Origin of the sequence: Halanaerobium kushneri (assembly GCF_900156285.1) — a bacterium.
In the GTDB taxonomy this organism is placed as follows: Bacteria; Bacillota; Halanaerobiia; order Halanaerobiales; family Halanaerobiaceae; genus Halanaerobium; species Halanaerobium kushneri.
Window position 1 is genome coordinate 32,391 of the sequence record NZ_FTNC01000007.1, and the last position, 12,678, is coordinate 45,068.

The 12,678-nt window shown below is 33.8% G+C and carries 14 protein-coding genes; 13 read left to right on the forward strand and 1 reads right to left on the reverse strand.

The features are described 5' to 3' along the window. The first annotated feature begins 21 nt into the window (after positions 1 to 21). The 4 genes from BW929_RS06210 (at position 22) to BW929_RS15225 (ending at position 2,976) form a co-directional block, all read left to right on the forward strand. Positions 22 to 1,179 (forward strand): cysteine desulfurase family protein, encoded by a 1,158-nt coding sequence (locus tag BW929_RS06210; RefSeq protein WP_076544511.1) that lies wholly within the window; start codon positions 22 to 24, stop codon positions 1,177 to 1,179. 53 nt (positions 1,180 to 1,232) lie between these two features. Further along, positions 1,233 to 1,514, forward strand: coding sequence for a transposase (locus BW929_RS06215; RefSeq protein WP_076544512.1), 282 nt, complete (start codon positions 1,233 to 1,235; stop codon positions 1,512 to 1,514). Between the two features lie 14 nt (positions 1,515 to 1,528). Continuing rightward, a complete protein-coding gene (locus tag BW929_RS06220) occupies positions 1,529 to 2,527 on the forward strand; it encodes an IS3 family transposase (protein ID WP_258222415.1) in 999 nt (332 codons plus the stop codon). Between the two features lie 311 nt (positions 2,528 to 2,838). Continuing rightward, entirely contained in the window at positions 2,839 to 2,976 is a 138-nt protein-coding gene (locus BW929_RS15225; RefSeq protein ID WP_159437152.1) for a hypothetical protein, read from the forward strand. A 39-nt stretch (positions 2,977 to 3,015) separates the two neighbouring features. Here the strand turns inward: BW929_RS15225 and BW929_RS06225 are convergent, their stop codons facing one another. Next, complete coding sequence (locus BW929_RS06225) at positions 3,016 to 3,783, reverse strand: undecaprenyl-diphosphate phosphatase (RefSeq protein ID WP_076544514.1); 768 nt, start codon at positions 3,781 to 3,783, stop codon at positions 3,016 to 3,018. 244 nt (positions 3,784 to 4,027) lie between these two features. Here BW929_RS06225 and BW929_RS06230 point away from each other — a divergent pair, with 244 nt between their 5' ends. From BW929_RS06230 to BW929_RS15230, 9 genes are all read left to right on the forward strand, one after another. Continuing rightward, a complete protein-coding gene (locus BW929_RS06230) occupies positions 4,028 to 5,158 on the forward strand; it encodes a peptidoglycan DD-metalloendopeptidase family protein (RefSeq protein ID WP_076544515.1) in 1,131 nt (376 codons plus the stop codon). 148 nt (positions 5,159 to 5,306) lie between these two features. Continuing rightward, positions 5,307 to 7,535, forward strand: coding sequence for a heavy metal translocating P-type ATPase (locus tag BW929_RS06235; RefSeq protein WP_076544516.1), 2,229 nt, complete (start codon positions 5,307 to 5,309; stop codon positions 7,533 to 7,535). Positions 7,536 to 7,758: 223 nt separating this feature from the next. Next, the gene (locus BW929_RS06240) at positions 7,759 to 8,262 is read left to right on the forward strand and encodes a class I SAM-dependent methyltransferase (protein WP_223174487.1); all 504 of its coding nucleotides are present in this window, start codon (positions 7,759 to 7,761) and stop codon (positions 8,260 to 8,262) included. 112 nt (positions 8,263 to 8,374) lie between these two features. Next, the gene (locus BW929_RS06245) at positions 8,375 to 8,743 is read left to right on the forward strand and encodes an ArsR/SmtB family transcription factor (protein ID WP_076544517.1); all 369 of its coding nucleotides are present in this window, start codon (positions 8,375 to 8,377) and stop codon (positions 8,741 to 8,743) included. Positions 8,744 to 9,494: 751 nt separating this feature from the next. Then, positions 9,495 to 10,883: an AAA family ATPase gene (locus BW929_RS06250; RefSeq protein WP_073158290.1), complete on the forward strand. Its 1,389-nt coding sequence runs from the start codon at positions 9,495 to 9,497 to the stop codon at positions 10,881 to 10,883. Next, positions 10,876 to 11,553: a hypothetical protein gene (locus BW929_RS06255; protein WP_081374545.1), complete on the forward strand. Its 678-nt coding sequence runs from the start codon at positions 10,876 to 10,878 to the stop codon at positions 11,551 to 11,553. The genes BW929_RS06250 and BW929_RS06255 overlap by 8 nt, the downstream gene beginning before the upstream one ends. A gap of 270 nt (positions 11,554 to 11,823) precedes the next feature. After that, positions 11,824 to 11,946 (forward strand): hypothetical protein, encoded by a 123-nt coding sequence (locus tag BW929_RS15525; RefSeq protein ID WP_257286577.1) that lies wholly within the window; start codon positions 11,824 to 11,826, stop codon positions 11,944 to 11,946. Positions 11,947 to 11,998: 52 nt separating this feature from the next. Beyond that, positions 11,999 to 12,421 carry a hypothetical protein gene (locus tag BW929_RS06260; RefSeq protein ID WP_073158286.1) on the forward strand — a complete coding sequence of 141 codons (423 nt, stop codon included), beginning with the start codon at positions 11,999 to 12,001 and terminating at the stop codon, positions 12,419 to 12,421. 64 nt (positions 12,422 to 12,485) lie between these two features. Continuing rightward, positions 12,486 to 12,659: a hypothetical protein gene (locus BW929_RS15230; protein WP_159432604.1), complete on the forward strand. Its 174-nt coding sequence runs from the start codon at positions 12,486 to 12,488 to the stop codon at positions 12,657 to 12,659. Positions 12,660 to 12,678 lie beyond the last annotated feature (19 nt).

Genomic DNA, 12,678 nt, shown 5'->3' on the forward strand with positions numbered 1-12,678 from the left:
CAGAAAGGAAAGTGTTAAACTATGATCTATCTTGATTATAATGCTACAACACCAATTGATAAGAAAGTAGCTGAAGCAATGGAAGAATATATTTATGGAAATTTTGGTAACCCCTCAAGCAGCCATGAACTGGGATCAAAAACAAAACAGGCTGTAGAAGAAGCTCGAAAAAAAGTTGCCAGTTTATTAAATGCTTCACCAGAGGAGATTATTTTTACTTCTGGAGGAAGTGAGTCAAATAACATGGTGCTCAAGGGTGTTGGATATACTTATCAAAATCGTGGTAAGCATATTATCACTTCTGAAATAGAACATCCTGCCGTGATCTCTCCCTGTAAGTTTCTTGAGGGAAACGGTTATGAAGTTACTTATTTATCTGTAGATCAGGATGGAGTAGTAGATATTGAGCAATTAAAAGCTGCTCTAACTGACGAAACAATTTTAATTAGCATCATGCATGCAAATAATGAGACAGGAACAATTCAGCCACTGGCGGAAATAGCTGAAATAGTCTCAGAAAACAACATTTTATTGCATACCGATGCTGCTCAGTCTGTGGGTAAAATTGAAACAGACGTTAAAAAGCTGGGAGTAGATTTTCTATCAGTAGCCGGCCATAAAGTTTATGCCCCAAAAGGGATCGGTGCACTTTATATAAGAGATGGAATTGAGATAGAACCTTTAATTCATGGAGCAGGACACGAAATGGGAAAAAGAGCGGGGACAGAAAATGTAATTTTTGATGTTGCTCTTGGTAAAGCCTGTGAACTTGCGGAAGATCTGTTTCAGGGAAAGAAAGCTGACTTTGAGCATAATACTCCCGGGGAAATTAAAGAATTGAGAGATTATTTTCAGAAGCAGCTGCAGAAAAACTTTAAAGATCGAGTTATTCTGAATGGCCATCCGACGAAACGCTTACCAAACACTTTAAATATTAGTTTTTTAGATTACAGTGGTCAGGAAATTCTGGATCATTTAGATAATGTAGCTTTATCTACAGGCTCAGCCTGTCATTCTGATTTAGTAGAAATTTCTTCGGTCTTAAAAGCTATGTCTGTAACTATGGAAACTGGAAGAGGTGCTGTGAGATTTAGTCTTGGTAAATATACTATAATGTTTCTAAGCCTGTCAAAGAGATTTTTAAAAGTTTTTTGTAGTAATTTGAATTATGCCAGCTAGCTTGACATGGTCGTTTTCTTCCTTCAAAATAATAACTAGAAAGGGAGATAATTATGAGTAAAAACACTAAGCGCTCACCTGAAGAAAAGATGGAAATTGTTCTTGAAGGTCTTCAAAATGATAATATCTCTGAGACCTGCCGCAAACATGGAATTTATGAGAGCCAGTTTTACCAGTGGAAAAAACGTCTTATTGGATCTGCCAGTAAAGTCTTTAGAAACAAAAAGAAAAAAGATCCTGAAAAAGAGAAACTTAAAGATGAAGTAGATAAACTAAAAAAGACTCTTGTAGAACAAACCTGTGAGCTGCAGATTCTAAAAAAAAACGACAAATAGGACTACATGGTGAAATCAAAAATGACTGGCTTAAACCAGAAGAAAAAAGAAAATTAATGGATATTGTGGAAGAATCCACTCTGCCTGTTAAAACAACCTGCGAAATATTAAAACTTAATTCCTGGCGTTACTATTACTGGAGAAAACGTTATGAAACTGACGGGATGGAAGGACTTAAAAATCACAAGTCCACTCCTGCAGCATGTCCTCACAGCCTCTTAGAAGAGGAAAAACAGGCAATAATAGATTATGCTCTTAAACATCCTGATCAGCGTCATAGAAAGCTAGCTAAAAAGATGATGGATGATGATATTGTTTATGTATCTGCATCCAGTGCATACCGAGTGCTTAAGGAAGGTGGACTTATTCCGGATCAGGAATATCATAAAAAGAAAAAAGCAGATGGAAAAATTGAAGTTGATAAGCCAAATAAAATGTGGCATACCGATATTAGTTATATCCCTGTAAAAAATACTCATGCCTATTTAATCTGTGTTCTCGACGGCTATTCCCGTAAAATCATACATGGAGAACTTTCTCAAACTATGACTGCAGACGATATGCAGCGGGTCCTTAGCAGAGCCATGTTTAAAGCAGGTATATTTGAAGCAGATCCAGTCAGCAGGCCAGCACTTGTAAGTGATAATGGCACTCAGCTTGTAGCTAAATCTTTTACTGAATTCCTTGAAGAATGGGAGATCAAGCACATCAGGATAGCTGTAAAGCATCCAGAGACAAACGGGAAAATTGAAGTCTTCCATAAGACAATAAAGTATGAAAATGTATATGCTCAGGAAAAATATCAAAGCTTTTATGAGGCCAGAGAAGATATAGAGAATTTCATTGACCAGTACAATTCTGAAAGACTGCACCAGGGTATAGGGTTTGTAACACCAGATCAAAAATATAACGGCAAAGCTGATAAAATTATAAATGAGAGAAAGAAAAAACATCAGTCAGCAATTGATAGAAGAAAACGGCTCAATAGAAAGAGAAAATCAACAGCTGCATAAAACACCTCGGACTACAAAAGTATTTTTAAAATTTACTTGACTTTTCAGAAACAATGCATATACAACCAGGGATGAAATTGAACATGTTTTAGATAAGTTAGAATCTTTACGTGAATTATAATATTTAGAGGAGGAGATAATTGATGGGGTAGAGTTAAGTAATATGACAGAATTTACTCAGTGGATTATTGAGGCTGATAAGGTAATTAATTTTTAGTGAATTTATAATTGTAAACTGAACTTAGAGATGATATCCCCTCAGAGAAGCTTCATTTTTTCGATTAATGATGGAGCTTTTCTGGGGGTTTTATTTGTTAATAATATCTATTATTGGACAATTATCACTGTCTTTTGCTTTAATACAATCAAAGACAAATGGAAGAAATATTAAGTCCACAATGCAGAACAAAGGGGAAAAAGTTAGTGTAGTAACAATAAAAACTGATTGAAAAAGAAGTTGAAAGGAATAACTCTTGTCAAATCTGATATTATAAAGAAAATATTAATATTAATCCAAGTGGAATACAATAATAGGCAAAATAATGAAGTTTTTGTTCTTTTATCATTTTTAAGAAAAAGTTAATAGCAAGATAACCTGTGATCATTGATGATATAGTAGCTAAAAATAGATAGAAATAATTTAGGTCAGTTGTACCATTTAAAGTTAATTCTTTTAGTTTGAGAAGAGTTGCTCCTCCTATGACAGGTATAGAAAGAATAAACGAAAATTTGGTAGCAAGTTCTCTGTTTAAATTTTTATATAAGCCGGCAGCTATAGTAGATCCAGAGCGAGATAAACCGGGGAAAATTGCGAGTGCCTGAGCTAGTCCTATAAAAATTGAATCTAAAACCGACATATCTTTTATCTTCCGTTTATTGATTGTTATTTTATTAGTTAGCCAGAGTATTATACCGGTAATTATTAAAAAAAACCCGACAACAGTTAAAGAAGAATTCATTTTTTCAAAAAAATCTTCAAAAAATATCCCTACAACTGCAGCAGGGATTGAGCCGATTATGATATATAGATTAAAAGTCTTATAGTCATCCTTAAAATAAATCATATTTAGTATATCCTGGTAATACACAAAAAATATTGCCAGTAAAGTTCCAAAATGCAAAAAGATGTCAATTGTCAGTCCAGCTTTAATATCTAAAAAATATTTAAAAAGCACAATATGCCCTGAACTGCTGATTGGTAAGAACTCAGTTATTCCCTGGATTACGCCTACAACTAAGTACTTAATAATTTCCATAAATAACCTCCAATATAATTTTATTAAATTATTATAGCATATAGTTCTCATTTTAACAAATTGAGTTTTTACTCCTGTTTCAATAATTTAATTAAGTCCGGTGAATAGTAGGGTGAAAGATTTTTTTGACGCTAGGGAAGAAATATAGTATAATATATTTGAACATCTACTCATACATTAAAAGTTTATTCTATTCTTTACTATTTTTATACAATACTAATGAAAACAGGGAGCAATCTGAAATATGAAAAAAAGATTTATAGCTATTCTTTTATTAATTGCATTTACAATAATTTACAAAAACTTTGTTCTGGGAGAGCGGCATTTGGAAAGCACAAGAGTTCCCAGAGGATCTATTTCTGTAAAAAAAGAACTTGATCTTAAGCGAAACTCAAAAGAAAATTCAGATTTTAGTTTGATTATAACGGAAAAGCGAAAAAATGCACTGGAGAGAAAGACCGATTTTGTTAAAATCAAAGAAGAATTTAACCTCTCAGAGAATTCAGATCTTAATTTTGCAGAAAATCAGTTAGAATTTAATAATAAATTAGAATACATAGAAAAATTATATAAAGATAAAGACACAAAGTATAATATTGAAAGCTCCAGTCAGGGTTTTACTGAAGAATTAGTTAAAGAAAATAGTCGAAAGCCGGGCAGTAGAATTGGCTTAATTAATCAAATAAAAAAGCACAGAGTAGAAAACGGTGAAACTCTTTGGGATATTGCTCAAAAGCACAATGTGGATTTAGATACTTTAATTGGGGCAAACGATATTAATAATATTAATAAAATAAAACCCGGTCAAACGATTAAGGTTCTTCCAGTAAAAGGGATCTTATATAAAATAAGTCCGGGGGAGAATCTTTCATCTATTACTGATAAGTTTAATATAAGTTTAAACAAAATTATTGCCAGTAATTTAATTAATAATCCAAATAGGGTTCAACCTGGTGATACATTAATCTTACCTGGAGCAAAACCTGAATTTGGTTATCGTGATCGCCTTGAAAAAGTATTTACTAAACCAGTATATGCAAGAATCTCGTCTTATTTTGGTAGGAGATGGGGTAGAATGCATGAAGGTATTGATTATGCAGCTCCTTCAGGTTCGAAAGTGAAAGCATCAGGTGAAGGTAGAGTTGTATATAGTGGTTGGGCTAGAGGTTATGGTAAAACTATTATTATTGAACACCAAAAAGGAATGAGAACACTTTATGCACACAATTCTAAGTTGATAGTCAATACTGGAGATAGAGTTTCAAAAGGTGATTTAATAGCAAAATCCGGTAATACCGGTAATACAACAGGACCAAATGTGCATTTTGAGGTTCAGGTTAATGGAAGACCAGTTGATCCTTTATCATATATTTAAAAGGTTTACCTAAGGGTAAATCTTTTTATTTAAACAATATATGAATAATTGCTCAATCATTGTTGACAAAAATCGAATTCAATGGTATACTATATATGAACAATTATTCAATTAATCATATATTAAATTATAACTAGGGAGGATTATTATGCCAGAAAAAGCAGAAAATAAGAAAAAGAAATTTGAACTAGAAGGTTTGGCCTGTACTAATTGTGCAGGTAAGATTGAGAAAGAAGTTAATAATTTAGAGGATATAGAAAAGGTGAGTTTGAATTTTGCTACCAGCACGATTACTGTTGAAGGAGAGGGTGCTGATAATTCATTTGAAAATGAATTGCAAGAAATTGCAGATAGAATAGAACCTGGCTTAACTGTTAAGGAGTCTAGAAATAGACGAAAAAGAGCTAATCAAAAGTCTGATCACAACCAGGTCCATGAACATAATCACGAGGACGGTCGTGTAAATGATCACGAAGAGAGTCACGATCATGGGGTTGACGATGAAAATTCTTATCTTAAAAAACGATTCTGGCCGGGAACAATAATTTTTGCTCTGGCAATAATTCTATTCGAACTACCATTTTTGGAAGTAGAATTGGGAAGTTTATCAATATATCTGGAATGGCTACTTTTTGGTTCCAGTTACCTGCTTATCGGTGGACCAGTATTAATGGCAGCTTTCAAAAATATAAAGCGAGGCCAGGTCTTTGATGAGAACTTCTTAATGAGTATAGCAACAATTGGAGCTTTTTCTATTCAGGAGTTTCCTGAAGGTGTAGCAGTAATGCTTTTCTACATGGTTGGTGAGATTTTCCAGGAAAGAGCAGTTGACCGTTCCAGACGCTCAATTAAAAAATTAATGGATATAAGACCTGATTATGCTAATTTAAAACTTGAAGATACAACAAAAGAGGTTGACCCTGAAGATGTTCAAATAGGTGATATAATAATTATAAAACCTGGTGAAAAAGTACCACTTGATGGAGAAGTGCTTGAAGGAAGTTCTATGGTAGATACTTCAGCACTTACCGGGGAATCTGTTCCGCGTAAAGTTGAAACTGGTGATGAAATTTTGAGTGGAACAATTAACAAAGATGGTTTATTAACAGTAGAAGTGACAAAAGAATATGGTCAGTCAACAGTATCTAAGATTTTGGAACTTGTGGAAAATGCCAGTGCAAAAAAAGCACCAACTGAGAAGTTTATTACTAAATTTGCCCGTTATTATACACCGGTTGTAGTCTATTCGGCTCTGGCTATTGCGGTCTTACCGCCACTATTTTTACAGGGAGCAGCCTTTGCAGACTGGTTTTATCGAGCTCTTATCTTTTTAGTTATTTCCTGTCCCTGTGCACTTGTAGTATCCATTCCGTTAGGATTTTTTGGAGGAATAGGTCGAGCATCGCGACAGGGCGTTCTGGTTAAAGGTGGTAATTATCTGGAAGCACTGAACAATGTTAGTCAAATAGTATTTGATAAAACTGGAACTTTAACTAAAGGAGAATTTGCTGTTAGTAAGGTGGAATCATATAATGGCTTTAATAATGAGCAGATTTTAACTATGGCTGCTTATGCTGAAAGTCATTCCACCCACCCGATAGCAAAGTCCATTGTCGAAGCGTTTGACCAGAAAATTGATAATCAAAGAATAAAAGATTATCAGGAAATTTCTGGACACGGGATTAAAGCTGTGGTTGATGACAAAGAAATTCTGGCAGGTAATATCAAATTAATGAATAAAAATAACATTGAATATCAGGAAGTTGATGCAGATGGAACAATTGTTTATCTAGCGATTGAAAATAAATACGCAGGTTATATAACAATTACGGATGAATTAAAAGAGGATTCGATAAAGGCAATTAAGGGTTTAAAAGAATTAGGTATTAAACAGTTAACTATGTTAACTGGTGATCGGGAGGCAGTTGCCGGGAGAGTAGCCCAGCGGCTTGGCTTAGATAATTATTATTCTGAACTTCTACCGGATCAGAAGGTAGATGAAATTGAAGAATTACTTGGCAGACAGAAAGAAAATGATAAACTTATCTTTGTAGGAGATGGAATCAATGATGCACCTGTTCTGGCTCGCTCTGATATAGGTGTTGCTATGGGAGGACTTGGTTCAGATGCAGCTATTGAGGCGGCAGATGTTGTCTTAATGACAGATGAGCCTTCAAAATTAATTACTGCTATTAATACTGCCCGGAGAACAAGAAAAATTGTCTGGCAGAACATTATTCTGGCCTTAGGTGTAAAAGGTATAGTACTTATAATGGGTGCTGTGGGTTTAGCAACCATGTGGGGAGCAGTCTTTGCCGATGTAGGTGTGGCATTAATTGCTGTCTTTAATGCTATGAGAATTAGCCGTAATGTTTAATTAAGCAAGTAAAAAATCCCTCTGAAGCTTAAAAATAATTTCATCAGAAATATGTTTGGATAAAATCTTCAGGGGGAAATCATTTATAAGGCTGTGGGGGGATTATAATGAAATATTATGATATCTTTTCTTATCTATATGATCTACTAGCACCTGACTGGTATTATCACAAGCCGCGAAAATTTGCTATTGAAAAACTGGATTTTAAAAAAACAGTAATATAATAGTTTTACCCTGTGGAACTGGACAAAGTTTTAAATATCTTAAAAATCAGTTGAAAAGTAATGGTTTAATAATTGGTATTGATTATTCTGAAGGAATGTTGACAAAAGCCAGAAAAAAAATTAGAAAAAAAGGTTGGGATAATATAATAACTTTACATGAAGATGCTGCTAGATTTAATAAATCTGATATTGCATCTATTTCAGAAGAAGAATTAAATATTGATGCTATCTATCTCGAATTGGGTTTATCAGCTATGCCTGAATGGCAAAAAGTTATTGATAAAAGTCTTTCGCTTGTAAGGGTTGGCGGTAAAATTGTTATTATGGATTGGTATATGGAAGAACTCAATTTATGGGGCCGTTTTATAGACTTAATTGGTAATGCTGATGTTACTAGACCAACCTGGGAGTATTTAAAAAGCAGAAAAGAAGTGAAAGATTTTAATTTAAATCACAGTTTTAAAAATGGCGGTGTCTTTGTTGCTTCAGGATATAAAGTTTAACCCCAATAATTGCTGCTGTATAATTTAGATTAAAGTAAATGCCTTCTATTAGAAATTAATCTATGTTAAAATAAATATAAGGTGCTAGTTTTGATTTGGGGGAGATGATTTAATGGCAAAAGACAAAAATTTTTGTGATATGTGTGAAGTGTTTGACCCGGATGAGCAGGTTGTAAATTTAATGAAAGACCGTAAACTTCAAGAAAATATTGTTTATCAGCTTTCAGAACTATTTAAGACCATAGGAGATCCAACACGGATAAATATTTTATATGCTTTAAAAGATAGGGAGTTATGTGTTTATGATTTGTCTGAAATACTGGAAATGAGTTCTTCTGCAATATCTCATCAATTAAGAGTTCTTAGGAACAATAACCTAGTTAAATATCGAAAGGAAGGTAGGTCTGTTTATTACTCTCTGGATGATAATCATGTTTTATGTTTGTTTGGACAGGGTTTGAATCACGTTTTAGAGGATTAATATTTTTATCTTTAGATGTAGTTTATAAAAATTAAACTTACTGGATTTTTCAGAAACAATGCATTTTATTATTGAACTATAAATTTGGGTGCGATTATTCACCCTCAGAGAAACCTTCATTTTGTTCAGTTATTGATGGAGCTTTTCTGGGGGTTTTATTTTGTATAATATTTTCTTCAGGGGGACTTAATAATTAGATATTATTTCGAGTTTTATGTAATATAATAAATTTAGGCTCAAGTAGTAAGTTGAAATATCAGGGAGGTGTTGAAAATGAAAGATAAGAAAAAAGTAGCTAAGAAAAAACCTGAGAAGAAAGAAGAAAAAAAGGAAATAAAGAAGTAATTCCTTTAATAAGTCAAAACTAAACAATGTATATTTTTCCCTGTAGACTAATAGTTACAGGGTATTTTTTGTTGAACTATTTGATTGGTGAAGTTGATGAGTGTTAAAAACCTCCGCACATATCTATAAGTGCGGATAACTTTAACGGATTGAACAGTTTACATGTTTAGCTTAACTATAAATTATTATAATGTAAGGTGTAATCGAAATGAGTACACCTTGTTTAACATCGTAAAATTTAATATAGGTTTAGTCTGAACAACTATTATGAGAATCAGCTGATAGACTATTTTTTTGACTATAATCTAAACTTTTTAACGAATATGATATTTTTTATATCGATTTTTCTGAAAATGTTGCTTTTTATCACTAATAGTTGTATAATTTAATCAGTGGAGGTGATCAAATGAAGGAGAGAATGCTGCGTCTGCAGCAGGTACAACTGAATAATTTTAAAAATGTTAGGCAGGGTCAGATTGATTTCAACAGTTATAAAAGCGAAGACTTTTTTTCTGAAACATCAGATGTGCTGGGAATATACGGCCAGAATGGTTCTGGTAAAACCGCTTTTATTGAAGCTTTGTGGATACTGAAACTGGTCCTGCTTGGAGAATCTCTGCCTGGAGATATTAAAGATTATATATACCAGGGTGAGAAAGAAGCTGCTATTAATTCTGTTTTTTCTATGACTTTAGGAGAAAATAAGTATCAACTATTTTATGAAATGGTAATTGAAAGAAGAGAAAATGCTGCTCCAGTTATTATTAAGGAAGATCTATCATATAAGAAACTTGAAGAAGATGGCTGGACATATAAGAGAGGGATAATAACTCACAACCTTGATGAGAAGGAGCAGTTGTTAAGTCCCCAGAAGAATTACAATTTGCTCACTAAAAACAATAAAGATGCTAAAGTGGACCTTAAAGTAGCCAAGGAGCTTGCGAAGAAGGAACAAACCTCTTTTATTTTTTCTAGTGAGATGGATCATATTTATAAGGGTAATAAAGCCTTTAGCGAATTTGCTGATATTATAATGGAGATTAAACAGTATGCTCGAATGAACCTGTTTGTGATCAGAAATTCTCGTTCAGGTATGATCAATGCCAATCTAATTATACCTTTCTGTTTTCAGCTTAGTGATTCAGAGAGAATAGAAGGTGGAGATCTGGCAATAGCTCTGTCTGAGCCGACAACAGTTCCTGAGCGGGTCCTCTCTACTGTTAAAAATGTTATCGAGAACTTAAACATTGTCTTAAAAGAGATAATACCAGAGCTAACAATTAAAATTAAAGAGTATGGAGAAGAATTGGATGAGAACGGTGATCCAGTTATTAAAATAGAGCTGCTGGCAGAAAGAGGAGATATTAAGATTCCTTTGAGATATGAATCAGATGGTATTAAAAAGATCATATCTATCTTGAGTGCAATGATTGCTATGTATAATAAGCCTGGTATTTGTCTTGCAGTGGATGAACTTGATGCCGGTATATTTGAATACCTTTTAGGTGAAATTCTGGAGATCATTCAGGATAGAGCTAAGGGGCAGTTGGTCTTTACTTCTCATAACCTAAGACCGCTGGAGAAACTGAATAAAGAGTCACTTATTTTTACAACTACTAATCCTCAGAATCGATATATTAGATTCACCAATGTTAAGGAAACCAATAATCTAAGAAGCTTCTATTATCGTGGAATTAAGTTAGGTGGACAGGACGAGGAAGTTTATGAGAGAACAAATGAATACAAAATAGCCAGAGCTTTTAGGGCTGCTGGTAGAGTTGATGCTGATGACTAGAAAATTAATTCTATTCTTAGTAGAAGGTATAACGGAGGAAATATCTTTTGGTCTTATTTTTTCTGAGATATTTGAGGATAAAGAGATTGAATTTCAAATTGCTCGTGGAGATATAACTACCAGGAATGGAGTTAATTCTCGTAATGTGATAGAAGTAATCAATGAAGAAGTATTATCTTTTTTGGACAAAGAACATTATAATAAAGGGGATATTTTAGAAATTATTCATTTGCTGGACACTGACGGAGCATATATCAGTGAAAATTTGATCGAAAAGCATGATAAGGATAAGATTTACTATTATGGTGATAAGTTATGTACCAGACATCCTGAAAACACAAAGAAAAGAAATAATAAAAAAAGCAGCATCATGGATAGACTGAGTAGGCATTCTAAAATAAATGGTATTCCATATAACGCTTACTACTTATCCTGTAATTTAGAACATGTGCTTCACAATGATGCAAATATTGATGATAATCTAAAAGTAGAAAAAGCTGAAGAGTTTAGTGATAGCTATTTTGAAAAGAAATTTGAGTTTTTGGATTTTATTAGAACTAATAGTTTTGCTGTCGAAGGTGAATATGAAGAAACTTGGGAGTTTATTAAGCAGGGAAATAACTCCTTAAACAGATATAGCAATTTGTACCTTGTTTTTGAAAATATCTAGCATTTTTAATGGCTTATTTTTCTATTAGCAATCTCAAAAATTGAACAAAATTTCTAGCGGGACCACGTCTTAATTATGAATTTCAGATCGACGTTCGACGCCCCACCCCCTAGAGCATAACTGAATACTTAAAGAAACTGAGCTGTCTGGATAGTCTCTTAATTGAGGCTTTCCTGGCAGCTCTTTTTTTATGCCTAAATTTAAGTTAAGGAGGTGAGTGTAGATAAGGGAGTGGGCTTAGTCCAAAATGATGAAAAGGAGGTGAATCAGATGGCTTCTAATACACTTGTTATCTTATTACTTGGTGCTTTAGCCTGGCAGAGTTTGTTCAGTGGAAATATTCTGCTGGCTTTGTTCTTTATTCTCTTTGATCTTTATCTGATATCTGAGTAAATGCTGTTTAAGTTGAAAGTCAAAATAAAACTAAAATACGGAGGTAATAATTATGTTTAAAAATGAAAACAATGTTGAGACTGTTTTAAGACTAAGAGAAATGCTGGTTAGAGCAATGATGGCAGAGAATGATGTAATGCAGGAGCTGGTCCTAAATAAGCTGGATGAGCTGGGGCTTAAGAGAAAAGATGAGCTCAAATATGCTGAGAAGATTATTGCTTCTAAGAGTGGTGACAATGCCTTTAAGAAGCTTGCTCAGACAGCTGAGAATGGCGTTAAAAAGGCAGCTGGACTTGCATCTACTGGAACTAGGAATGTTGCTAAAGTCACTGGGGTGGCTGCATCAAAGGTCGATAGAGCTGCCCTGAAGGCAATAGAGAAGTCGGTTATCGCTGCCAATTCTACCAGACTTAAATCAGAGAGTGTTTTCTCAGGACTGAAAGATGCATTCATGGAAGGTTGGAATAATGCTTAGGATTAAACTCAGGGGACTGTCAGTGAGAGCTGATGGTCTCTTTTTTTATTTGGAGGTGAAAATTATGCCGGTTAATGGTGTGCCGAGTGATGAATGGAGAGTAAAGAGAGCTTTAGGACCTTATGCTGAGCCAATGGATGAAGATGATCTGGAGAGAGCAGCCAGACTACTGCAGAAAAAGAAGAAAAGAGCTGCAGCTTTAAGCAGTGATGATCAGGAATTTAAGATGCCCTTTTAAATAAATACTAAAACATAAA

Excerpts from the sequence above, each read along its gene's own strand:
- BW929_RS06210 (WP_076544511.1), top strand. The coding sequence starts at position 22 with ATGATCTATCTTGATTATAATGCTACAACACCAATTGATAAGAAAGTA.
- BW929_RS06215 (WP_076544512.1), top strand. The coding sequence starts at position 1,233 with ATGAGTAAAAACACTAAGCGCTCACCTGAAGAAAAGATGGAAATTGTT.
- BW929_RS06225 (WP_076544514.1), bottom strand. The coding sequence starts at position 3,783 with ATGGAAATTATTAAGTACTTAGTTGTAGGCGTAATCCAGGGAATAACT.
- BW929_RS06230 (WP_076544515.1), top strand. The coding sequence starts at position 4,028 with ATGAAAAAAAGATTTATAGCTATTCTTTTATTAATTGCATTTACAATA.
- BW929_RS06235 (WP_076544516.1), top strand. The coding sequence starts at position 5,307 with ATGCCAGAAAAAGCAGAAAATAAGAAAAAGAAATTTGAACTAGAAGGT.
- BW929_RS06245 (WP_076544517.1), top strand. The coding sequence starts at position 8,375 with ATGGCAAAAGACAAAAATTTTTGTGATATGTGTGAAGTGTTTGACCCG.
- BW929_RS06250 (WP_073158290.1), top strand. The coding sequence starts at position 9,495 with ATGAAGGAGAGAATGCTGCGTCTGCAGCAGGTACAACTGAATAATTTT.
- BW929_RS06255 (WP_081374545.1), top strand. The coding sequence starts at position 10,876 with ATGACTAGAAAATTAATTCTATTCTTAGTAGAAGGTATAACGGAGGAA.
- BW929_RS15525 (WP_257286577.1), top strand. The coding sequence starts at position 11,824 with ATGGCTTCTAATACACTTGTTATCTTATTACTTGGTGCTTTAGCCTGG.
- BW929_RS06260 (WP_073158286.1), top strand. The coding sequence starts at position 11,999 with ATGTTTAAAAATGAAAACAATGTTGAGACTGTTTTAAGACTAAGAGAA.
- BW929_RS15230 (WP_159432604.1), top strand. The coding sequence starts at position 12,486 with ATGCCGGTTAATGGTGTGCCGAGTGATGAATGGAGAGTAAAGAGAGCT.